The 22,992-nt window shown below is 53.4% G+C and carries 15 protein-coding genes; 1 reads left to right on the top strand and 14 read right to left on the bottom strand.

Annotated elements, in window-relative coordinates:
• Positions 1–218: 218 nt before the first annotated feature.
• From VF724_RS18080 to VF724_RS18125, 10 genes are all read right to left on the bottom strand, one after another.
• The gene (locus tag VF724_RS18080; RefSeq protein ID WP_371755644.1) at positions 219–1,781 is read right to left on the bottom strand and encodes a hypothetical protein; all 1,563 of its coding nucleotides are present in this window, start codon (positions 1,779–1,781) and stop codon (positions 219–221) included.
• A gap of 1,270 nt (positions 1,782–3,051) precedes the next feature.
• A complete protein-coding gene (locus VF724_RS18085; RefSeq protein WP_371755645.1) occupies positions 3,052–5,997 on the bottom strand; it encodes a VWA domain-containing protein in 2,946 nt (981 codons plus the stop codon).
• Positions 5,987–7,870, bottom strand: a complete 1,884-nt coding sequence (locus tag VF724_RS18090; protein WP_371755646.1) for a vWA domain-containing protein — start codon at positions 7,868–7,870, stop codon at positions 5,987–5,989. Before VF724_RS18090 ends, VF724_RS18085 begins: the two co-directional genes overlap by 11 nt.
• Before the next feature lie 14 nt (positions 7,871–7,884).
• On the bottom strand, positions 7,885–8,763 hold the full coding sequence (locus tag VF724_RS18095; RefSeq protein ID WP_371755647.1) for a DUF58 domain-containing protein: 879 nt from the start codon (positions 8,761–8,763) through the stop codon (positions 7,885–7,887).
• Positions 8,760–9,743, bottom strand: a complete 984-nt coding sequence (locus VF724_RS18100) for an AAA family ATPase (protein ID WP_371755648.1) — start codon at positions 9,741–9,743, stop codon at positions 8,760–8,762. The genes VF724_RS18095 and VF724_RS18100 overlap by 4 nt, the downstream gene beginning before the upstream one ends.
• A 246-nt stretch (positions 9,744–9,989) precedes the next feature.
• Entirely contained in the window at positions 9,990–11,777 is a 1,788-nt protein-coding gene (locus tag VF724_RS18105; protein WP_371755649.1) for a DUF8809 domain-containing protein, read from the bottom strand.
• Between the two features lie 31 nt (positions 11,778–11,808).
• A complete protein-coding gene (locus VF724_RS18110) occupies positions 11,809–12,687 on the bottom strand; it encodes an ABC transporter permease (RefSeq protein ID WP_371755650.1) in 879 nt (292 codons plus the stop codon).
• Positions 12,684–13,610: an ABC transporter ATP-binding protein gene (locus VF724_RS18115; protein ID WP_371755651.1), complete on the bottom strand. Its 927-nt coding sequence runs from the start codon at positions 13,608–13,610 to the stop codon at positions 12,684–12,686. Before VF724_RS18115 ends, VF724_RS18110 begins: the two co-directional genes overlap by 4 nt.
• The gene (locus tag VF724_RS18120; RefSeq protein WP_371755652.1) at positions 13,607–16,012 is read right to left on the bottom strand and encodes a DUF8815 domain-containing protein; all 2,406 of its coding nucleotides are present in this window, start codon (positions 16,010–16,012) and stop codon (positions 13,607–13,609) included. Before VF724_RS18120 ends, VF724_RS18115 begins: the two co-directional genes overlap by 4 nt.
• A gap of 260 nt (positions 16,013–16,272) precedes the next feature.
• Entirely contained in the window at positions 16,273–17,103 is an 831-nt protein-coding gene (locus VF724_RS18125; protein ID WP_371755653.1) for a dienelactone hydrolase family protein, read from the bottom strand.
• 242 nt (positions 17,104–17,345) lie between these two features.
• Here VF724_RS18125 and VF724_RS18130 point away from each other — a divergent pair, with 242 nt between their 5' ends.
• Entirely contained in the window at positions 17,346–18,416 is a 1,071-nt protein-coding gene (locus VF724_RS18130) for a branched-chain amino acid aminotransferase (RefSeq protein WP_371755654.1), read from the top strand.
• A 237-nt stretch (positions 18,417–18,653) separates the two neighbouring features.
• Here VF724_RS18130 and VF724_RS18135 read toward each other — a convergent pair whose 3' ends face one another.
• From VF724_RS18135 to VF724_RS18150, 4 genes are all read right to left on the bottom strand, one after another.
• On the bottom strand, positions 18,654–19,412 hold the full coding sequence (locus VF724_RS18135; protein ID WP_371755655.1) for an SDR family NAD(P)-dependent oxidoreductase: 759 nt from the start codon (positions 19,410–19,412) through the stop codon (positions 18,654–18,656).
• Positions 19,413–19,492: 80 nt separating this feature from the next.
• Complete coding sequence (locus tag VF724_RS18140; RefSeq protein WP_371755656.1) at positions 19,493–20,434, bottom strand: ABC transporter permease; 942 nt, start codon at positions 20,432–20,434, stop codon at positions 19,493–19,495.
• Positions 20,435–20,439: 5 nt separating this feature from the next.
• Complete coding sequence (locus tag VF724_RS18145) at positions 20,440–21,429, bottom strand: ABC transporter permease (RefSeq protein WP_371755657.1); 990 nt, start codon at positions 21,427–21,429, stop codon at positions 20,440–20,442.
• 15 nt (positions 21,430–21,444) lie between these two features.
• Positions 21,445–22,923 carry a sugar ABC transporter ATP-binding protein gene (locus tag VF724_RS18150; protein ID WP_371755658.1) on the bottom strand — a complete coding sequence of 493 codons (1,479 nt, stop codon included), beginning with the start codon at positions 22,921–22,923 and terminating at the stop codon, positions 21,445–21,447.
• Positions 22,924–22,992: the final 69 nt, after the last annotated feature.

Consider the following 22,992-nt stretch of genomic DNA (forward strand, 5'->3'; position numbering starts at 1 on the left):
ATCTGGCCCTAACTCAAATTATTCGTTCCAAGCAGAAATCGGCCCATCCGGATGCGGATTCGCTTGCTTCTTAAACGTGAAAACTTCTCACTGTCCAGTCGTATATAAAGTATATTCTAAATCCATTCAGTTGTTTGATTTCTTTATAGCCCATAAAAGCAATTGGTATTGTACCCTGTTCAAAAGATTTGGGACGAATTATTCTTCATTTCGTCACTTCACGATTGTTTCCGTTGGTTCAATCTCTTATAGGACAGACCCTGTCTTTCGATGGAAATGAACCATTGATTTAAAAGCAACTCACCGGGATTGATCGTTCGACCTTCGAATATACGTTCTATCTTTTTCTTTGAAGGCTGTAAATTATAGATAACTGATTCTCCTTTGCCGTAATCAATGGTCATCCACCTATGGCCACCATCTTCAAGCTGCCCCAAGTAATAAGCTCTTTCAAGGGATCGCCAATACGTTCCACTATCCAAGTCCACAAAAAACATATAGTCGAACGAACTCGAATAGGGGGACCAGGTTTCGGCCCGTTCAAAATTATTCAACTTCTCCATGAATACCGCTGTGAGAGTTCTCGTCTGTCCGGATACTACGTTTACAGCTTTGTAGGTTGCATTTATCCTTTGTTCGTTGATCGGTTTCTTTTTATCAATTTGGTAGTATTGGATAATTGCGGTTTGTTTCTTCGGAATCCAGCCGACCAATTCAACATGGATATCACCTTCCGTTTCAAAACGTTGACTGATCTTTCCGGACCGGTCTATGAACACCAAGCCTTGCGGACCTAGTATGTCGCTTTCTCCTCCGGACATTCGATGTTCGTCTCCATCCTCAAAAGCATAATGCTGGGCGGAGAATTGATTGTCCGGACTCCAATGTATGGCCAATCTGTGGTTGCCTGTTTCTTTTAATTCTGACAGGAGGCGTCCCTGTAAATCGTACAACTTTCCTCCATGCCAAAATCGCTCCCCGTCCGGTGACCGGAAAATCGAATACATCGGCCAAGAGCTGGGAAACCGATTCTCTGCTGTTAAAAAACTTTGCTGCTTTAAATCGAAGACATGTAATTTCCCTTGGGAAAAGGTGGGGAGAACCAGTTTTTCTTTACTGTTGGTTAGCCAACCGGGCGTAAAAAAATCAGGAGAAGGATTTTCCGGCTGCCGTGTGAACAGCACTGTCTTCTCGCCTGTATAAATATTCATTTTTTCAATGTTATAGGAAGTATCTGTGCCTGCCATACCATGAACAGCTGTATATAGGATGTTTTCCTCATCCAGGAAACCATATGAATTGGTTACTGAATCCGATGTATATGAATCGTCTGTTCGACCATGCATGAGCATGAAAGTTCGCACTTCTTTCGATTCTGGTCTGACAAGAAGCAAATCTTTGCGGTACCATCTTTCCTCCCCATTAGCTTCAGTTCTCCTTACAACGTGGACAATGGCATCCTTTCGCGGAGTGGAGAAGGATTGCATGACGTAGGCGTCTCCAGCATCGACGAACTCGATTTGAAAACCATTGGACGATTCCTTGACACTTGATTTCAGGGGTTTTTCAGCCAAAGTAATGGTTTTGGAAATAGAGGGATTAGTTGTGTTCGGTTCTATAACCGGGATAAGGCTTGATATCTCTGTAGGTTGTACTTGTATCGGGTTCAGACTTTCTTTATCGGTGACGACTGGCTGTTTCTTGGGCTCCTCTTTGCATGCCGAAAGGATTGCAACTACTAAAATCGTTAGGAACAGAGAACTTGCGTACTTCCAGATCATTCTAGATCACCACCTCCAGTTTTGTTGAGAATTCGTGGAACTTTTTTATTTGCCGCCAAATCCTTTTCCAATCACCGTTCTTTTATCCAAATCAACAAAAACTCTACAAGATTTCCGAAGAATCGGTTTCGGTATGATATCGCCGGCACCGTCACTTTCTTTACAATTGAATCCTTGGGGCTTACTGGAATTAAATTTTTTTCTTCATCCGTAAGGCTATTGAATGCGACCATTTCAATCGGCAAATTATTTTTGACGTTTATTTATGCTTTGAGGTTAAGTTTCCCGATGGTCTTGTCTGACCATTTGAAAATACTTGGGGTCATCGTCATATACAAGTGTATGAATGAAAACGTCATTTCCGGAACGTTCGTGAGTGTACGGATTGAAAAAAAGTCGGCAGGATCCAAAGGATCATCGCACAAATTGGAGTGATGATTCCAAGGCGTTCAGCCATTTTTATTTTAATGAAACAGGACCAGAGATTTGTGTTGATTGTCATTGAAAATTTAAAGGCAATGATCAACAAACATTGTATCATTGCCTTATTCATTCTTCATCAGGATCTATTCCCCGGAAAATATGATGAGAAGTTCCCGTATCTGCAAAATAACAAGCGTCAACGTGGACCTCATGGAGCTGTTCGTCAACTTTATAAACTATAACCACATTCCCAATCAATGCCCAATAATAGCCGTTAAATTCAAAGCCTGCGAAATCAGAGACACCATCAGTTTTAGACGAGGGATGATAATGGCTTTCGACCGACGAAACACGGTCATTGGGTTTACTTTGTATTCATGCATACGCGCAAGTGTCACTCTAGCATATGTTGTCCATAAGACCTTGTAAGCACCACTTTCCATTATCAACCTTGGTTAACAGCTTTGCAAATTCTTCCTCGCTATCGCTGTATGTGGATATCCCTGCTTTCCGATCCTTCTTGGTCTGGTGAAGTTGATAAAGTACACCTTCATCGTTAAAAATTTCTGAAGTCATTTTTTTCTTCTGTTCATCGGATAGACTGTCCTTCTTTTTGAGAGTGACGTATATTCAAAATTGTCCTCGATTAGCTGAACCAAAGTCCTCGAGTTCCACATATGGCTTATCCTTAAAGCACTTTTCCAATTGTTCTTTCGATAAAGACATAATTTTCACCCACCTTGAAAATATTAAACCATATTGATTGATAAAATAAGGCGAATCCCTAGAAATATCTGCGATCTGTTAGCTCTATGGTCTGTTAGCTGTGCAGCCAGCTTATGGTTGCTTACCTTTTCTTTTTCTTGGCCTTCAGCAAACGGTTGAAGGCCTGGACGTTCGCAGCAGAATGCGACGGCTCAGCCTTGGGGGAGCCTGCCTTGGGACCGTCCGTCTTGGGCTTGGGTTGCGCCTGCGGAGGCGGTGAAACTTGCTTTTCCTTTACAGGCACAGCACTCTCGGGAGCGGCATTATTCCGTCTTGGTGCAACTTCCCCCGGAACCGCATTCTGTCTTGGCTCAGCTTTCCCGGAAAACGCATATTTTCGCCCCGGCGCAACTTCCCCGGACATCTCCTTTTTCAAATCCGGCCCCACGCCCTTCTTCGCCTGAAGCTCGCCCAGCACCCTGCTTCTTGCTTCGGAAACCGCGGGAGCGGAACGGCGCGTGAACCAACGCTCCCTCCATCGCTGCACCAGAGCGGAGGAGAGCTGGACACGCCGCGCCGCGATATCCAGCGGCCAAAGAATCGCGGCAAGCATCAGCAGGAGGTCGCCGATCTGCTGCTCCTCCCATTTGCCGGGCAGCCCGCCGCCGAAAGCGCCAGACGGCTCCGAAATCAATTGTCCGCCGCCGGCTGCGGCCAGCTGCCGCAGGAAGGACTCGCCGTTTTGCCTGAGCCCGTATTCCGGAGAATAGGAAATCGAAAGACCCGCAGTTTCGTTGGCAACAATCCGCTCGCCTTGTTTTTCCACGACTTGAATCATATACGTCCCCGGCTCACCGGCGGCAAACTCGCCTTGCAGCTTGCCCGGCGCCACCGGCTTCAGCGGGATGATCTCCCGGTTCAGCTCCTGATTTAACACGATCGCTTCCATTTGCTGCGGAATGGACAGTCCCGGGGGCAGAGTGACGGAAATGCGGCCTTTCATTCCATCCAGCTCGGTGTCGGTCTCCCAGCCGCCTTGACCAACCTGCGGAAACGTCCAGGAAATGATTTGATTCCACAGCCGCCCGTTGTTTCCCCAGGTCGCCCAAAGGGGGGACCATTTCCCTTCCAAATCGGAGGTCCAAGCGACAGCGCGGCCCAATCCGTACTGCCAACGAGCCAGGTATGGATCCTTGTCGGCGCTCACCAGCACCTTCTCCGTGGTCACCTTGGCTGTCGTTGCCATGTAAGCATGGATCGGCGGGAGATCCCCTCGCAAATAAGACCAGTCGCCGCCGCCGAAGCGCTGCGGGATTTGCGGTTTTTCCACGATAAAGGTGCGGCTGGCCAACGCCGTTTCCTTGCTGAAGATTTTGGGAATGCTGCCGGGATCGTTGGCCATGTAGTAGCGGCCGCTGCCCATCCGGGCGATTTCCTCCAGCAGCAGCGTATCCGCGTCATTTCCGACAGCCACGGTCGATACCGTGATCTTCTCTTCCTTCATTTGCCCCAACAGACCCCCGTAATCGTCCTGACGTCCGGATCGTCCGTCGGTCAGCAGGATGACGTGCTTTCGTTGGGTTTTCATCAGCTTGATATTTTCATAAGCCATTTGCAGGGACGGAAAAATATCGGTTCCGCCGTCTGCATAGATGCTGCCGATGTGGCTTTGGATGTCATCCAGATTTTTGACCGATTGCGGTTCCACCACCAGGAACGGAAAGCTGTCAAAGCCGACCACCGCCAGCTCGTCCTGATCGTTGAGCATTTCGGTTGCGCGGATCGCCGCTTCTTTGGCCAGCTCCATTTTGTTCGGACCGCCCATTCCGGAAGACATGCTGCCGGACTTGTCAATGACGAGAACCAAGCCCAATGACGGCAGCTCCTCTTTCCCGCGCAGATCCATATAGACGGGCAGAGCCTCTTCAATCGGGGTTTTAAACCAGCCGCCCATCCCGAAGCTGTCCGGCCCCCCCGTCATCACAAGCCCGAGGCCGAGGTCGCGGACTGCGGCGCGCATTCGCTCCATATCGCGGTCGCTGACCTGCGTGGCCTGAAGATCGGCGAGAACGATGCCCGCGTATTGCTTGTAATCATCGAGCTCCTTCGGCAGCAGCGACGGGTTCAGCACGTCCACGGCAATCTCCCCCGCTTCCAACGCCCTCACAAGATTGCCCGCCGCTCCCGGATGCCCCTCGAGCACCAGCACCTTGGGCGTTCCATTCACTTGCGTAAAAGCATACGCCTGATTGTTCACCCGAATCGTGTCTTTGTCCGCCTTCAGCTCCACCCGATAGCGATGGAAGCCCTCCCGATCGGATTTCCCTTGAAAAACGAAGCGGTTTTGGCCCTTTTCGATTTGTACGGCCTGCTCGCTTATTTTTTCATTGCCCTCATATAAAATCAGCGTCCCGCGGGTTGCCGCCGTGCCTTCCACCGTCACCTTGATCGGGAATTCTTCGCCCAAAAAGAGGCGGTCCGGCACCTGGAGAGACGCCAGCACGGCTTCATCGCCTTCAGGCTGCTGAAGCGGCAGGGCATCGACGATGATTCCGCGCTCTTGAGCCAATTTGGCCTCAACCAGCGCGTCCCCGTGCGTCTGTAGGCCGTCGCTGATCAGAACAATCTTCCCCCGTGCTTGACTGGGAATCATCCCGGCTGCCAGACGAATGCCTTCGGCCAGGTTCGTCGCATGCGGCTGCACCAATGCTCCCAACGGGGTCAGTTCCGCTTGCCCGGAGATCGGCTGCTCCACGACGGCCTGCCGTCCGACGGAGACGATCCCGTATTGATCCTGCGGGGCTTTCCCCTTCAGAGCCTCCTGCAGAAAAGGAACCACCCTTGCATCCTCCTTCATGGAGGCCGAGCGGTCCACAACAAACACGACTATCTCACTGCGAACAGGAAACAACAGATGGGTACCCGCCAAGGCCAAAATCAGCAGAAGAAAAAACAGCGCACGAATGCCCACAATGATATAACGCTTCCATCCGACGACCCGCTGCTGTGTTCTCCACCAATGGACAAGCAGCCCCGTCGCGGGCAGCAGCAATAAAAGGTATAATGGTTCCGTCCAGTCAATACCCACGCCGATACACCGCCCATTCCGCAAACGCCGTCAACAAGGCCGCAAGGACCAACCAGACGGCCAGCTCCCTCAAGCCTTTCATTCCCTTCACTTGCATTCCCTGTAACTGTTGGCCTGCATCACCCTTTGGTTTCTCGTCTCCCTCATATACGGGCACCTGAAGCGTCTTGGGAGCAATGTCGGACTCCGCGGCCCTCATTTGCACCGCAAAATAACGCGTCAGTTCGTCCCTGCCGCGGGTTTCCCGCAAGGTGAAAAGCCCCGTCTGCTCGGGAACGGCGTAAAGATAGACGGAGCCCTGACCGTCCACTTGAATTTGCTTGCCGTCCGGCTGAATCAGCACACGCATCGCAGCTCCCGGAGTCAAGGGAAGGACAACCGTTTCTCCCGGATAGGCGGTCCCGATGGGAACGGACTGTGCCGGGGAAAGCCAGCTCAAGCTGTTCTGCATAAAAATGGGAAAGGCCGGGCGCAGCGGAAAATCGGACTGATGCAGATCAAAGCCCAAAATCACCGCTCTGCGCCCCTGCAGCGTCCCTGCCGAAATGACCGCTTGATCGCCCGAGGAGACCAGCGGCTCCATCCCGCTGATTGGCTTCCAAGCGACATGTTCGGCCACATGCACATCCTTCAGGTCCGCATAAGCCAAAAGCGGATGCTCCGGCTTGTTCGTCTCCAACGGGCGGGTCAGCTTTTGCGTTCCATAGGCTTCGAACCAGGAGGCCGATTCCGCCGGCGCCACCAGCAGCAAATTTCCCTTGGGCAACTGCTTCGGAACAACGCCGTCGAAAATCCACAAATCGACCTTGTCATCCAGTCGATCCGGCAATCGGTTCATCGTTTCCAGCTCCACCCGGTTCCCGTAAAGGAGAGCCTGGGTCAAAAAGCGGTTGCCCGCCGGCGAAACGAGGACGGCTCGGGCTTTGCCCGAGGCAAAGGGCACGCTCCAAGCCCGATTGTCTTCGGACAGGGCATCCTGCTTGATTTCCAGCTCGGCCTCATAGGCGGGACTTGAGGGCAGATCGGAAAAGCTCAAGGAAAAGCTGCCTTTGGCCGCGACTGTTAAATTCCCGACATCCAGCACCCGATGCTCCCGGTCGTAAATGACCGCGCGTCCTTTGCGCTCGGACAAGCCGTAGTTGTCGATCCGCAGCAGCCCCTCCATCCGTCCATCCCGAAGCTGCGTGACAAATGACCCGACCGCGAGATTATCCTGCGTCACTCCGGGCTGAATGTGCCGGAAAGCTTCGGGCTGCAGCGCGCTGAAGTCCGACTCCGCCATGCGGCCCCGGTCTCCGTCGCCAAACCACATGATTCCGCTGCCCGGCTCCGATGCGGCGATCGCCTTCGCCAAGGACAAGGCGGCCCGGCTGTCTCCCGTCCCAGCCCGGGGAACGATACCGTTCAGCGCTTGACGCAAGGCCGCCTGATCCCCGCTCTTCGAGACCAGTACTTTGGGCTCGCGGCCCATCTCCACCAGCGTCAAACGCTGATTGCTTCCCAGGTGCTCCACGACCTTGAGCGCAGCTTGCTTGGACAGCTCCAGACGGGTCTGCTGCCCTTCCCGGGCCAGCATGCTGCCCGAGGAATCGATGACCAGCACCGTATGAGCGGCGATGGCTCCCTCGACCGGAACCGCGGGCCGGAGAAGCGCGAGCAGAAGAAGGAGCGCGACGAGAAGCTGCAGGAACAGCAGCAGGTACCGCTCAAGCTTTTGCCACGGCCGATTCGCTTCCCGGTTTTGCAGTACCCGCTGCCAAAGCAGGATGCTCGCCACTGCTTGATCTTCATATTTTCGCTTGAGGATATAGAGGAGGATAATGGCCGGAAACATCCATAGAAAAGCCAAATTCCCAAACGCAAGCCACTGCATGAGACTCCTCCTTTCTACCGGATCAAGCCCATCGGGGCGAATGTTTTAAATACAATATCCTCTATGGGCAGCGAAGGATCCGCATCCACATAGACCATTCCGCGGCGGGCGGCAAATGCCTTCATGCTCGATTGGAAATCGGCCAAAGACTGCCGATAGTCCTTCAAAACGGGGGGGGACAGAGCGATCTCTTTCCCCGCTTGCGTCTCGCTGTCGATCAGCCGCAAATCGCCCTGAAGCTGCGGACGCCGCTCTTCCTCGGTCAGCATCTGCACCAAAATGACTTCCTGCTGTGATGCCTGAACAAAGGAAATACCCGCTTCATAGCCGTCCTCAAACAGAAAGTCCGAGAGTATGACCGACACGCCCGGCTTCCCGTGGATGGCTGCGCCGGAACGCAAGGCTCTGTTGATGCTGCCCGTTCCCCCGGGTCGCAGACCGTTCAGAAATTGGAACAGCGCATGCGACTTGCCCTTTCCCAATAGGAAAGGCTGGCGAGCCGTGACCCGATCCTCGAAAGCATACACCGACACACGGTCCAAATGCTGCAGGGACACGTATCCCAAAGCGGCGGCAAGCTGAACCGCCTGCGCGAATTTGCTCGGGCTCCCGTAGTTCATTGAGAGACTGCAGTCCAAATAAAGAGTGATGTGCAGCTCGCGCTCATCCAGGAACGTTTTGAGCAGGAGCTTGCCCAAGCGGGCGTAAGCGTTCCAATCCAGCTGACGCAGGTCATCGCCCGGATAATAGGAGCGAAAATCGGCGAACTCCAGCGAGCTTCCCAGGCTGCGGGAACGCCGTTTGCCCATGTGGGAGCCGCTCATCATCCGTCTGCTGACGACCTGCATCCGCTCCAGACGGCGCAAAAATGACGGATCCAGCAGGTAGCTCATTTCGCTTTTGCCCCGGCGGCGAGCAGCTCGCGGATAATCCCATCCGTTCGGATGCCGTTGGCCTCTCCTTCAAAATTCAAAAAAATTCGGTGCCGCAACGCTGGAACGGCCGCCGCCTCCACATCTTCATAAGAGATGTTCAAGCGACCGTCTATCATGGCGCGAACCTTGGCCGCCGCAATCATCGCCTGCACGCCCCTAGGTCCCGCCCCCGCCCGCACATACTGGCGGACCGGGTCGATCGCCTCCGGAGAAGGATGGGTCGCCAGCAGCAGCCTGACCGCATAGTTCAGCACCGGATCGGCGAACAGAATCTCCTGCGCAGCGTTCTGAATCTCTTGTATGATTCCTCCGTCGGCAACCTTGTCGACCCGATGCTCCCTCCGAACCGTCGTGCGCTGCACGATCTCGCGAAGCTCCGATTCCGTCGGAAACGGCACATCGATCTTCAGCATGAAACGGTCCAGCTGCGCTTCCGGAAGCGGATAAGTTCCCTCCTGCTCCAACGGGTTCTGCGTCGCCAGCACGAAGAACGGCTCCGGCAATTTCCGTGTGACGCCTCCTGCGGTAACCGTGTGCTCCTGCATCGCTTCCAATAAGGCGCTTTGCGTCTTCGGCGTGGCCCGGTTGATTTCGTCGGCCAACACCACATTGGCAAACACAGGTCCCTGCTGAAACCGAAATTGCTGACGCCCCTCTTCATCCGTCTGGAGGATGTTGGTCCCGGTAATATCTGCCGGCATCAAATCGGGCGTAAACTGGATACGCTGGAAGCTGAGCTCGAAAGCTTCCGACAAAGTGCGTACAAGCAGCGTTTTGCCCAAACCAGGGACCCCTTCAAGCAGTGCATGCCCTCCGCCGAACACCGCCCAAAGCATTTGTTCGATTACCTCGCGCTGACCGACCATGACTTTTCCGATTTCTTCCCGCACTTGAGCGATCACGGCCTGATACCTCTCCAACTGCTGCAAGCTTTCCATAGGGCGCAATAGGGCTCCTTTCTTATTAGGGTTCTTTCTTTCAACTAACGAAACAAATCATTTTCATTTGGACGGTAACATTGTGATGTCATCATTGATTTTGCAAATAAGGGAAATATCTTCCTCTATGGATCATCTTTTAGCACCAATTCTTATAATAAGGTAAAAATGTTCCCCCATTCCGCACAATCTTCCTCCACATTGAGCAAATCAGCCCGCCGATGCCATGAGAATCACATGGGATGTCTAAGGCTCTATATTCGTAAAATACTCCTTCACCACTTCCTGATATTCCGCCGGGATCAGCTGGCGCTCCATGCTGTCGCGGGCAAATTGCCGATACTGCTGAAACACTTCCTCGTAAGGTCGGGCTGTACCGGAGCTCACCTGAGTTTGGCTGCTCTGGCGCGTTTCACTGGCGCCTTCGCCAAGCGGGCCACCCGCCGTATCCGTGGGGCCGTCTCCGGCAATCCGCTCCGATGGCACATTCACCAGCTCGTGGCTTCCTCCCCCGAGTCCGGCTCCACTTCCTGTTCCTCCGGTGTCTGTTCCTCCGGTGCCTGTACCGCCGGTTCCAGAACCGCTGCCCGCTCCTTGGCCAGCTCCTTGACCCTGTCCGCTTCCCAAACCGCTTCCTTGGCCTTGACCCCCGCCGGCACCTTGGCCTTGACCGCTGCCCTGACCTTCACCGCCTTGGCCTTTCGAGCTTGAGCCGCTGCCTGCTCCTTGGCCAGCTCCCTGACCCTGGCCACCGCCCGAACCGCTTCCTTGACCGCTCGCCGACTCGCCACCCGGGCTCCCTTGGCCCGAGGAGGCCGCCCCCGAAGCTCCGCTTACGCCTTGGCCCGCCGTCCCCGATTGGCCGCTATTCCCCACGAACGCTTGACCGAGGCTCATTTGCGACTGCTGCAGGGCATTCAAAGCCCGGGCCGTCTGAAACGCCATATCCTGCATCTGCGCATTTTGCTGCATCACCTGCAACAGAGCATCCTTCATCTCCTGGAACGATTGCGGAAGGTTGACGCTGCGAAGATTTTCCGCCGCCTGATGCAAATTTTCCGCGATCTGCTGCAAACCGGCGTCACCGCCTTCGGCGCCCGCTGCCGTTTGCGCCAATTCCTCCAGCAAACGCGCCAGCTCCTCTTGCTGTTGCACAGACAAACCCGCCATAAGCTTTTCAATTTCCCTCATGGCTTCCAGCAAAGTCTCCCGATCTTGCTTGGCAAGCTCTTTGGCTGCATCCTCAAAAACCTTATTCTCCCCGAGCTTCTGCTGGAGCTGCCTCAGGGCTTCCCGCTTTTGCAGCTCCTTTTGCCGAAGGGCCAGCAATTCCATTTCCGCTTTTTCCAGCGCATTGAGTTGTTCCGCCAACGGCTTGTTTTCCGCGAGCTCCTGCTTGAGCCCATTCAAAATACCCCTCAGCTGCCGCTTTTGCTCAGCGGTGAGCTTGTCGTTTTTTCCGGCTTCCTCCACCGCTTCCGCAAGCTTCTGCCCGGCGGATTCGACCGCTTGGGCCGCCAGCGCCCGCTCCCGCAGAACCGCATCCATCGAATTGGGCAGCACAAGCAGCAAAAGCCAGATGCCCGCAGCACTGGCATGCAGCATAAACGGTCGGCGGGCAAACGTCCAAACGGGGAGCCGCTGCAGGATCCCGGGAAGCTGCAAACGCAGCCGGCGAAGCGTGTCCTCTCTTTGCATGACAGCGATCGGAGCGGCATTCTCCCGATTCTCCCAAGCGGTCACCGCCCGCTCGGATAAACCCAAGCGGTCGGCTTCGCGCGCAGCCGCTTCCCATGCGGGAGGCCTCAACAAGGAATAGATCATCCATCCCCCTATGGCTGATGCAAGAAGTCCGACGGCCAGCGACCAATAATGGGGGATCGGAAAAAAGCGGGCCGCCAGCAGAAGCAGGATTCCCGCTCCCATCGCCCAAAGCGACCAGCGTCCAATCCCGCTTATAAGCTGCCGAAGCAGCAAGCGCCGTTTGACTGGCTGCAGCAGCTCCTTGAATTCATCCCTTTGTGATGCGAACACGGAATCACACTCCTTGGGGCTCGCGCGATGATTATTTGCGGAACAACCGAGGCTTTACGGGGCGAACGAGATAGATCGACCAGAGAAGCAGGATGACCGTCAATGATCCGAAAAACAGACTGAACAACCAATAGGAATCAATCTGCGGCGCGTGCTGTCCGGAAACACCGTACATGCTCCGCAAAGGCCCTTGATCAAAAATGTCCAGCATCGCAAACAGCGGATTGACACTATGCAAAAAATGCGACCAAAAAGGAACGCCCGGATTTGGAATCCCGCCCCCCGATTGGTAAAGCCCGCGCATGAAAAAGCTGGTGGCCAAAGTCGCAAAAATCCCCGATCCGGCCGTATATCCGAAAATCACGGCATAGGTCACCACCGTAGACACGCCCGTCCGCTTGAATACAGTGGAAAAGAAAACTCCAGCCGCTCCGCAGGATAACATCGTAACCAAATAAAAGCTGAATACTTGAAGCAGCTGAACGGGAGATATTCCGCCAAACAGAAAAACGATACTGTAAAGCGGAATAGAGGCCAATACGAGAAAAATCATAAAGCTCAAGGAAGCCAGCCATTTTCCCAAAATGAGCTTGGTCGCTGACAGATTCGTTGTCTGCAGAATGTTCAAGGTCTGTCTCTCGCGCTCACCGCTGATCACCCCGGCGGTTAAGCCCGGTGTCACGAAGGCCACCATGGCAAGCTGAAAGAGGGATAACATCATGAAAATTTCCCGCGAGCGGTTGGGATTGAAATAGCTGTCCAAACCGGTCTGCAGATAAATAAAGGCCAGCGCAATTCCCCCCAGCACCAGCAGATAGAGGCTGATCGCCCACGGAGAACGCTTGGAGCGCATGCGCATGCGAAGTTCTTTGAATAAGACGGGATTTCTCAAGCGTCGGACAAGATTCATGAGCCTACTCCTTTCGTGATCTCCAGGAAGATCTCTTCCAAATTGCCTTCTCCTTCGGCAAACGACAGCAGCGGAAAGCCCGACTGAATCAAGTCAACCAGCAGGGCGGCTTGCTCCTCCTCGGTTCCCGCAAAGCCTGCGGTTACGATCTGCCCTTCCACCCGCACTTGATCGATGACGGGCAGCGCTTCAAGCTTGGCCGCCAGCTCCTCCGCCCGGTCGCTCAGGCGAATTTTCAACACCTTATGCCCCTGCATCTGCTTGTAGATTTGCTCGACGTTTCCGCAAGCGATCAACTCTCCGCCTTCGATGATGCCGATCACATCACACATCTCCGCCAACTCGGGCAGGATATGGGAGCTGATGATAATGGTTTTGCCCATATTGCGCAGCTCCTTGAGAATCTCCCGCAGCTCGATTCTCGCACGGGGGTCCAGTCCGGATGCCGGCTCGTCGAGGATCAGCACCTCCGGGTTATGGACCAGACAGCGCGCCAAGCCCAGACGCTGCTTCATCCCGCGCGACAGCGAATCGACATAGGCGCCGGTTTTGTGGCTGAGATTCACCAGCTCCAACAGCTGGGGAATGATCATCTTTCGCTCCGCGGCGGGGATATCATAGGCTTCCCCATAAAAATCGAGATACTCGTCAACCCGAAGATGATCATACACCCCAAAAAAGTCCGGCATATAGCCGAGCAGCTTGCGAACCGGCTTCGGATGCTTCACGACATCGTAGCCGCCCACATACGCCTTCCCGCCGGTCGGCTCCAGCAGCGTGGCAAGAATCGACATCGTCGTCGATTTCCCCGCTCCGTTGGGGCCCACAAAACCGAATACCGTACCTTTCTCAATCTCCAAATCGAGTCCCTTGAGAGCTTCCATTTTGCCATACTTTTTGCGCAGATTTTCAATTCGGATCATTTTTGGATCACCTTGCCTTCCACGCTGATCGCCGGCAGGCCGAGATGATGATAGCCATCCGCGCTGTGGGCGAACTGGATTTTCAGCTTGCCTTCCTTGGACACAAAGCTGCTGATTTGCTCCCCTGCGAGCAGCTTGCCCGCTTCAAAAGCCTGGCCAAACGGTTCGTATTTGCCGGTCTTCCAATTGTAAACCTGTTTGTCAAAACGGGTTCCGTCGTTGGACCACGTATAAATCTGGATTTTCTCTATTGTAAACTGCAGGTCGGGCCGGAAAATGTTGAATTCAAACGTGATATTCCCCGGGGGAATCATAAATCCGTCTCCCGTATGATTCGCTTGAACGGAGCTTTCCGTCATCACGGGCTCGACAGTTCCCGCAGGCAGGAACACCGAGCCGTCCTTTGACGGCTTGACCGTCAATTCGGCTTTCACCAAGGTCAGATTTTCTTCCTTTGTCTTCTCTCCCGCAACCTCCACGTTCACCACTGGAGCTTCGGTCCACCCGACCATCATCACGGGCGTGCTCCAATTGGCAGCGGGAAAGAACTGCTTCGAATACATCACCTGTATGCTTGGTGTATTGAACATATCCAGGATGAATTGCTCCCGGCTCGGCTCCCGTTGGTTCTGCAAATGCTTGGGCAGCATCATGTAAGTATTGGATACCGGTCCGCCGCCCGGACGCCATTGGATATTAGTGTCGAAGCTCAATTCCACCTGCGCAGTTTCGCCCGGCACCAGCACCGGAATGTCCTGCACATGCCTTCCATTGACGACCTTTACGTCCCGCAGCGCAAACCGGGTTTCATTTTTGACGGTTCCCACCAATTTTCCATGCCTATACTCCAGATCGGATACAAGCTTCCCGGCGTCAGGCAGGCTCTTTTGCATAAAGGCTTTGCGCAGGGACCAAAACTCGACGTCTTTATACTCGATTTCAGCCTGCTTGGGGGAGATGGAAACCCAAACTTTCTGCTGATCATAAGGATTCCTCATTTGATTCCACGGCAGGACCATGCTGTTTTCCCGGAAACGAAGCTTGTAGTCGCCGCCGCCCGGCACGAAGATCGCCGTCGCTGCCGACAGATCGCCCGTTCCCGTCCCGTCGAGGTCCATGAAGGCGACATTATGAACCAGCACATTCGTGCCGCGCTGCACCAATCCATACTGGTAGATCCCGTAAGCCGTAACAAAGGCAAGCACGGGCACGATCCACCAGATCCATTCCCGCTTTTCCCTGCGCTTCAAAATAATATACAGAAGAGGACCTATGATCAGGACATACACCGCAAAAAGGACTCCCAGGGTAAGGACATTCGGAAGCTTTAACGAGGGGATCCGTTCCACCGCGTTGTTCAAAGGCCAGAAGTTGGAAATCATGTCCATTTTTTGATAAAAGGGACGCTGGTTGACTTTAATAAGCATTTGTGCCCACAGTTCGCTGTTTCCCGCCCAGCTGCCCAGCGGCTCCTCGGTGAGATCATAGGCCGCGTAGAGCACCTTCCCTGCTCCCGCATTGCCCGATACAAACAGCGGGATATCGTTCTCCCGGTATAAAACGGTGCCCTTATTGACGGAAGCTTCGCTTACGGTGAATGGCCGCTTCAGCTCCAGCGGCTTGTTCGCCGCTTTGGAAAGGCTGTTCAGGGCCGAAAGCTCCGCCGTTCCCTTCACTTCCACCGGCAGGAGTTGAGACAGCCCGACCGTCGATTTGTCAATTTGCGCGCCGCCGGCAAGAACGAGGAATCCGCCTTCCTTCGTCCAGTCCGCAATCGCGGCGATTTGCTCCCTGCTTAAGCTGTCAAGGGCAAAATTGTTGATGACCAGAATGTCCAGCATCTTCAGCGGAGTGGAAAAGGACGGAACATCCTCCGCCTTCATGGCGACGACTCGGGCTGGCGCCGGAAATTGGCTTTTGGGCAGTGTGCCCAAAAAGTTGGCGGTATCCGGATCCATCGCCAACACTCCGACAAAGAGCGTGTCCGGACTGAGAGAACGCCCGCCGATTTTGACCTTGGTTACCTCTTGATCTCCGGAATAAAATCGGATATACGTACCCGGATTGAGGTTCTGTCCGGGTACAAGCAGCGTCACCCGCTTCGTCGCACCCTTCGCTAGGAAAACCGGCTGATAGTAGGTTTCGCCAAACTCTCCTCCATTCGCTGCTTCCAAGACCAGCCTTCCTTCCAGATCATCTCCTTGGTTGGTCAGCGTGACTTGAACGGGCACGAGCTGGGAATTCTTGTACTCCCCGCCAATTCCGGGCAGGGCACTCAGCTCGACCTTATCTTCCGCGTGAATGGTTAGCGGTAGAAAGAAAAAAGCTGAAAGAATAAAAATCGCGCTAAAAAATATGCTCCATCGTTTTTTGTTTTGTCCTTCGACAATCATTGAGCCCATTGTATTTTACCCCCAAATCTTCCTGCATCTATTATGACGTGAAAAGAAGATAAAAAGATACAGCTTTTTATAAAATAATTGGGATGAATATTTCTTTCATGAAAGTAGACGCAGCACACAGCGAAAATGTTTTATTTTTCAAAAAAAAAACCGTCCGATCATCATCGGACGGATCCACGGAATATTGGCTAAAAGGCAAAGATCAATTAAACCGCTTGAACCTTTGCCGCCAAAAGTGGAACTAATTTCATCGCGAACCCTTACTGTCCTACCACCCGGTTCAAAAAGACGAGCGACCGCGCAAACGCATCGCGGGCAGAATTGACGTCATATGTCGGGTTCGTATCGTTGTAGAAGGCATGCTTCGCATCGGGATACACCACCGCTTCAAAAGCTTTGCCATGCTTTTTCATCTCCTCTTGGAAGCCGGGGATCAGGTTGGTGATATTCGGATCCTGCCCCCCGTAGAAGCCGAGTACCGGACACTGAATATCGGCTATCCCCTCTTGAGGCGGACGCCCGTAAAATACGACCGAACCGGCGTGCAGCGGGTCCCGTGTCGCCAAAACGGCCGACAGGGCGCCGCCCATGCAGAAGCCGACGGAAGCAACGGGCATGCCCTTCGTTTTCTCATAAGTGTTGCGTGCATACTCGGCCGTATCGGCCAAAATGCCGGCCAGCCGACCGGATTGGGCGGCGGGGTTGAGCAGGCCGAACAACAAATCCAGCGTCTCCCGGAGCCGGTCCTGCCGGTCAGCGGGCTGCCCCAGAATAGCCGTTTCCCGCTCCCGCGGGTTGAACCAGGCCGAATGCGGAATCGAATGAAGGAATGCTTTCGCTTCGGCCAACCGCTCCTCAGTATGCGGCTCAGGGGTCACTCCGTTAACGGCGAACAGCTCGGGCGCGATGGCCACATAACCGGCAGCGGCAAATCGGCCCGCAACATCCCGAATATGCGCGTCAACTCCCCATATTTCCTGAATGATCAGCACGGCCGGCCGCGGTTCGGCAACAGGCTCCATAGAAGCAAAGTAAGCGCGGCAATCGCCGGTTTTTCCCGAGAACATTTTCCATTCCGTATGTACGGTCATCAACGGACACCTCACATCGTATAATTTGTATTTCATTTATGAAGATTGCTTTTTATTTATGATTATTGCTTTCTCTATTTTCTGATATTTCCCTGCAAGAATATCGAATAACCGCTGTGGCAACTTTTCTCCCCGCATCCGCTCACCTGATAGGTATCATTATCCACAAAAAATGATATTTTTCATATACGTAAAGAGGTGATACAATTCAAGTAACGATACGGGAAGGGTCGATGATAACGATGAATTATTCTTTGGACATTGAGAGGACCGCCGCGAAAAAACAGAAGCCGGCGGCCGATCGGCTTGGATTTGGGAAATATTATACAGACCATATGTTTATCATGGATTACGATGAGGAGCAGGGCTGGCACCGGCCGCGGATTATACCGTACCAGCCGATCTCGCTGGATCCTGCGGCCAAGGTGTTCCATTACGGTCAAACGGTATTTGAAGGGCTGAAAGCCTATCGAACCGCGGATCAGAGGCTGCTTTTGTTCCGGCCGCAAAAAAATTTCAGGCGGTTGAATCAATCCAGTGCGCGCCTAAGCATCCCGTCGATCGACGAGGAGCTCGCCCTGCATGCCTTGAAGCAATTGATCCTGATCGATCAGGATTGGATACCTTCGAAAAAAGGCACGTCCCTTTACATTCGCCCCTTCATCATCGCCACAGAACCGTCGCTTGGGGCCTCTTCTTCAACTCATTATCAATTTATGATCATTTTATCGCCGGTCGGCTCTTATTACGCTGAGGGGATCCATCCTGTCAAAATTCATGTCGAGACTGAATACGTCCGGGCCGTCAAAGGCGGGACCGGCATGGCGAAAACCGCGGGAAATTATGCGGGCAGCTTAAGGGCGCAGGATGATGCCGCCGTTAACGGTTTTGCCCAGGTTTTATGGCTCGATGGCGTACACCGTAAATACATTGAAGAAGTCGGAAGCATGAATGTGTTTTTCAAGATCAACGGCAAGGTGCTGACGCCGGCCCTGAATGGAAGCATCCTGGATGGCGTCGTGCGGAATTCCATCCTGGAATTGCTTCAGCACTGGAATATCCCGGTCGAAGAGCGGATGATCTCCATTGATGAATTGCACGAAGCATACGACAACGGCATGCTGGAGGAGGCGTTCGGCACGGGGACGGCCGCCGTCATTTCGCCGATTGGGGAATTGCACTCGCTTGGCAGGCGGCTTGTGATTCACGGCGGAACAACAGGCGAATTGTCCGCAAAGCTGTACGATACTTTGACGGGCATTCAACTTGGCGAGCTGCAGGATGAGCTCGGGTGGATGGTTCAGGTCAGCTGAAAAATCGGATAGCATTTCACCCTGCGACTCGCTTTAGATGCTTCTTGAGCCGACTGCTGCTAACACTCGGCTGCACAACTGGCTTGGATCGGTTTGTCCATTCCGGCTTTTAAAGATATTAAATCCCACCTAGGCGCTAACCTTGGGATGGGATTTTACTTTCTTTTGGATCCGGAACTTGCCTTTCCCTCGATATTTTGACTGGCAGTCAAGCGGTCACCGGTAATCAGTCACAGGTCAAACGCTCATTCCTCCGTCGACCGCCAGCGTGCTGCCCGTCGTAAAGCTGCTTTGATCCGAGGCCAGATACAGCACGGAGCGGGCGATTTCCTGCGGACTGGCATGACGTCCCAGCGGAATCTGCTCATTGAAGAATTGAGTGCCGTCCCTCTGCAGAATTTGCCCCAGATTTTTCTCGATACCCATTTGAAAATCGTTGCTGACCGGCCCCGGATGAATCGTATTCACCCGGATGCGCCTCGGGGCCGCTTCCTTGGAGACCGAACGCATCAAGCCGATCTGCGCGTGCTTGGCTGTAATGTATGCGACCACACCCGGGTCTCCGCGAAAAGCGGCGACGCTGGAGGTGATGATGATGCTTCCGCCGTCGTTCATTTGCGGCAAACCGTATTTGCAGTTGAGAAAGGCGCCCTTCACATGAACCGCGAACAGACGGTCAAACACTTCCTCCGGATATTCGGTAATCGGGCAGATTTGACCGGCGTTGCCGGCATTGCTGAAGATCACGTCAACCTTCCCCCATCGCGAAACCGCTTCTTTAAAGTAAGCCTGCACCTCATTCGCCCGGGTCACATCGGCCGCCTTCCAGCCGACCCGCTCCGAGCCGAGCTCATCGACGGCCTGCTGCAGCGCTTTGGGATCGAGGTCGACCAGCAGCACCTTCGCCCCCTCCTCAAGGAACAATTTGGCGGTTGCAAGACCGATGCTGCCTGCCCCGCCCGTAATGACACAAACCTTATCCTGCAATTGATTCATATAGAGATCACTCCTGTAAAATACAAATTTTTCTTTACCAAAATTCCGTTCCGCATGCATTTCTCCCAATAGCCTTTTGACTAACCGTAAGCCTTCACTTTCCCCCGCGAGTAGTAATCCATACCGATGACGACGACCAGCAGCACGCCTTTGATCAAGGACTGGTGAAAGCCCGGCACATTGAGCAACGACAGCGAATCGTCGAGAATGCCGAAAATAAACAGCCCCATGACGGTGCGGATGGCGCTCCCTTCTCCGCCCGCCAAGCTCGTGCCGCCGATGACCACACTGAAGATCACGGATAACGCGGCGCCTTCCCCGACAGTCGGCGAAGCCGAATTCAGCATCCCGGCAAGAAGTATTCCGCCGATTCCCGCGCAGAAACCGGAAATGACAAACACGCTGATCTTGTAAAATCTCACCGGAATCCCGCTGAGCCGCGCAACCTGCTCATCCCCTCCTACCGCATATACATTGCGGCCGAACTTGGTATTACGCAGAACATACTCCGTAATCACAAATAAAATGGCAAAAAGCCACAGCATGTTGGGAATCGACAGTGTGGAGCCGTTCCCCAGCCAGTCGAGAACCGGATCCATCGTCATGAGCGGGCGGCTCCCGGATACGGCCAACGCCAGCCCGTTAAAGAAAAACATCGAGCAAAGCGAGACCATGAAGGAGTTCAAGCCAAACCAGGTCACCAGCAGGCCGGCGAGCAATCCGGCCAATGCAGCGGATAGGACGACAATCAGGATGGCCGATCCGATTCCGGTATAGGGGGCAAGCTTCACGGCAAACACTCCCGAAAAGGCCATAACCGCACCCACCGACAAATCAAATTCCCCGGCCAGAATCACAAATGTCATGCCCAACGCCATAATGCCGAAAATGCTGCTTTGCGTCAGCAGGGTCGAAATGTTCTGCCAGGTCAAAAAATACGGAGCAAATAGGGAAGAGAGCACAAACATGATCAGCAGGATCAACAATACTTTTTGGTTGTAAATATTTGAAATCACTTTCATCCAACTCACCTCGCCCCGGCATATTTGCTTTTTTTACGGCTGTCCAATATGAGAGCGACGGCAATAATAAAGCCTTGAGCCATCATTTGCACGGAGGTATCAAAGCCCGCGAGAATGAGCACATTGTCCAGCACGCCTATTAACAGAACACCGATGACGGTGCGCGGGATATTGCCTTCTCCTCCCGTAAAACTCGTTCCGCCTATGGCGACTGCGGCAATCACATCCAGCACGTAGTTCCCTCCGGATGTCGGCGACGCACTTACCGTTTGCGCCGTTTGAATCAGGGAGCCAATCGTGACAATGACACCCGATATGATGAAGGTAACGGTTCGAACCCTGTGAACGGGGATTCCCGACAGACGCGCCGATTCCGCATTCGCCCCGGTCAAATAAACGCGTCTGCCGAATCGCGAATGACGCAAAACCACATGAAGGATAAGCGCGCACACAATCATAATGACAATCGCCGCCGGCAAGCCGAGAACCCGGCCCTGCACAATCCAATGGTAAAAACCGTTCACCTGAAGCGTAAGACTGTAACCCCCCGTATACAAAAGAGCCAACGAAGAATAGATGATCCCGGTGCCAAAGGTAACCATGATGGACGCACCGAAATTGCCTTTAATGATGCGGAGAATCGTGCCGTTGATGACCCCGATGAGCGCACCGATCACAAGCACCCCAAGGATCGACCCGACCGGCCCCAAGTATTCCTGCAAGCCGACAACGAGCACACCGTTGAGAGCCAAAATCCCTGCGATGGACAAGTCGAAAAAGCCGCCGATCATCACATACGTCATGCCCAACGCTCCCAATCCCAAGACAGCGATTTGGGCCAATATATTCGAAATATTGCCTTTCGACAGAAATGCGGGAGAAAGCACCGCACCGACAATCACCAGCAAACCCAATGCGACGACAGGTCCAAAATCGCTTGGTCTAATTCGGCTTTTTAACAAGAGCTCGTCACTCTGACTGGTAACAGTCTGCAAAGCTATCATCCTTTCTTAGCTGAGAGCAAGCTGCATAATTTTTTCCGAAGTGGCATCCGGTCCGGCAATCTCGCCTTTGATTCTTCCTTCATGGATAACGGCGATGCGGTCGCTTAAGGCAATGACTTCGTTCCAATCCGAGGAAATCAATAAGACGGCCTTCCCCTTCTTTGCCAGCTCCCGGATAACCAAGTAGATTTCCCGTTTTGCACCCACGTCCACACCGCGTGTCGGTTCATCCAGAATAAGTACATCGGCATCCGAAAATATGTATTTCGCCACGACCACTTTTTGCTGGTTGCCGCCGCTTAAATTCAAGGCAATTTGTTCGATGGACGGTGTTTTAATGTTAAACTGGTCAACAAGATCTTCGGAAGTCTGGCGTTCCTTCTTCGAATCGATAAAGCCGAATGGGCTTATTTTTTTTAAGGCGGCCATGGTGAAGTTGAGCTTGAGCGGAAATTTGGTCACAAGCCCGTGCAATTTGCGGTCTTCCGGAACGAGCGCGATTCCCTGCGAGATCGCTTGCCCAGGATGCTTCACTTTGACTGGGACTCCATTAAATTGAATTTGACCGTCATCATATTTGTCCGCGCCAAAGATGCTGCGGGCGACCTCGGTTCGCCCGGAACCCACCAGTCCGGCAAGGCCAAGTATCTCTCCTTTGCGGATATGAAAGGATATATCGCGCAATTTGCCCTTCAATCGCAGGTTATGGACGGATAAAATTTCTTCGCCGATTTCGACCGGTTCCCGCGCCGGGTACTCTTCATTCAAATCACGTCCGACAATGCCCCGGATGATATCCGCCCGCCGGATATGCTTCGCATCCCTTGTCTCTATGATCCGCCCATCCCGCATGATCGTAATCCGATCGCAAATTTCGGAGATTTCCTCCAGGCGGTGTGAAATGTAGATGACGGTAACCCCATTTTTGGAAAGCGAAGCTATCGTTTCGAAGAGATGCGCCAGCTCATGTCCGCTAAGTACGGCCGACGGCTCATCCATGATCACCAAATCGGCTTGAAAGGACAGGGCCTTGGCGATTTCGACCAATTGCATCTGCGCCACAGTCAATTCTCTCACGATCGTTTTCGGGTGAATGTCTGCGCCCACCCGGCTCAATAACACGGCTGCATCCTTGTAAACCTGTTTCCAGTTGATTTTATGGGACTTGCCGAACAATCTCCCCAAAAAGATATTCTCCGCAACGGTCAAGGTCGGGACGAGACTCAATTCCTGATGAATGATGACAATTCCTTTCTGCTGGGCGTCCAACGGAGAAGTAAAATGAACCTTTTCCCCATTGAACGAAATCTCTCCCGAATCCGGCTGGATGGCACCTGACAAGATTTTCATCAATGTCGATTTGCCCGCACCGTTCGCGCCGACCAGCCCGTGAACCTCTCCTTTTCCGACGAGCAGATTAACGTCTTGCAGAGCATTTACCCCGGGAAACGATTTGTTGATCTTGCTCATCTCCAACACGTGCATGGGGAAGAGACCTCCAGTACTTGAAATTGTGCGGTGTTGCGCGAAGAAGGTACCGGTTGTTCAACCATG

The organism is Ferviditalea candida (genome assembly GCF_035282765.1).
In the GTDB taxonomy this organism is placed as follows: domain Bacteria; phylum Bacillota; class Bacilli; order Paenibacillales; family KCTC-25726; genus Ferviditalea; species Ferviditalea candida.

What these genes read in the sequence shown, in the direction of transcription:
- VF724_RS18120 (WP_371755652.1), bottom strand. Translation starts at nt 16,012, where the DNA reads ATGGGCTCAATGATTGTCGAAGGACAAAACAAAAAACGATGGAGCATA.
- VF724_RS18080 (WP_371755644.1), bottom strand. Translation starts at nt 1,781, where the DNA reads ATGATCTGGAAGTACGCAAGTTCTCTGTTCCTAACGATTTTAGTAGTT.
- VF724_RS18115 (WP_371755651.1), bottom strand. Translation starts at nt 13,610, where the DNA reads ATGATCCGAATTGAAAATCTGCGCAAAAAGTATGGCAAAATGGAAGCT.
- VF724_RS18125 (WP_371755653.1), bottom strand. Translation starts at nt 17,103, where the DNA reads ATGACCGTACATACGGAATGGAAAATGTTCTCGGGAAAAACCGGCGAT.
- VF724_RS18135 (WP_371755655.1), bottom strand. Translation starts at nt 19,412, where the DNA reads ATGAATCAATTGCAGGATAAGGTTTGTGTCATTACGGGCGGGGCAGGC.
- VF724_RS18095 (WP_371755647.1), bottom strand. Translation starts at nt 8,763, where the DNA reads ATGAGCTACCTGCTGGATCCGTCATTTTTGCGCCGTCTGGAGCGGATG.
- VF724_RS18140 (WP_371755656.1), bottom strand. Translation starts at nt 20,434, where the DNA reads ATGAAAGTGATTTCAAATATTTACAACCAAAAAGTATTGTTGATCCTG.
- VF724_RS18150 (WP_371755658.1), bottom strand. Translation starts at nt 22,923, where the DNA reads ATGCACGTGTTGGAGATGAGCAAGATCAACAAATCGTTTCCCGGGGTA.
- VF724_RS18100 (WP_371755648.1), bottom strand. Translation starts at nt 9,743, where the DNA reads ATGGAAAGCTTGCAGCAGTTGGAGAGGTATCAGGCCGTGATCGCTCAA.
- VF724_RS18110 (WP_371755650.1), bottom strand. Translation starts at nt 12,687, where the DNA reads ATGAATCTTGTCCGACGCTTGAGAAATCCCGTCTTATTCAAAGAACTT.
- VF724_RS18090 (WP_371755646.1), bottom strand. Translation starts at nt 7,870, where the DNA reads ATGCAGTGGCTTGCGTTTGGGAATTTGGCTTTTCTATGGATGTTTCCG.
- VF724_RS18130 (WP_371755654.1), top strand. Translation starts at nt 17,346, where the DNA reads ATGAATTATTCTTTGGACATTGAGAGGACCGCCGCGAAAAAACAGAAG.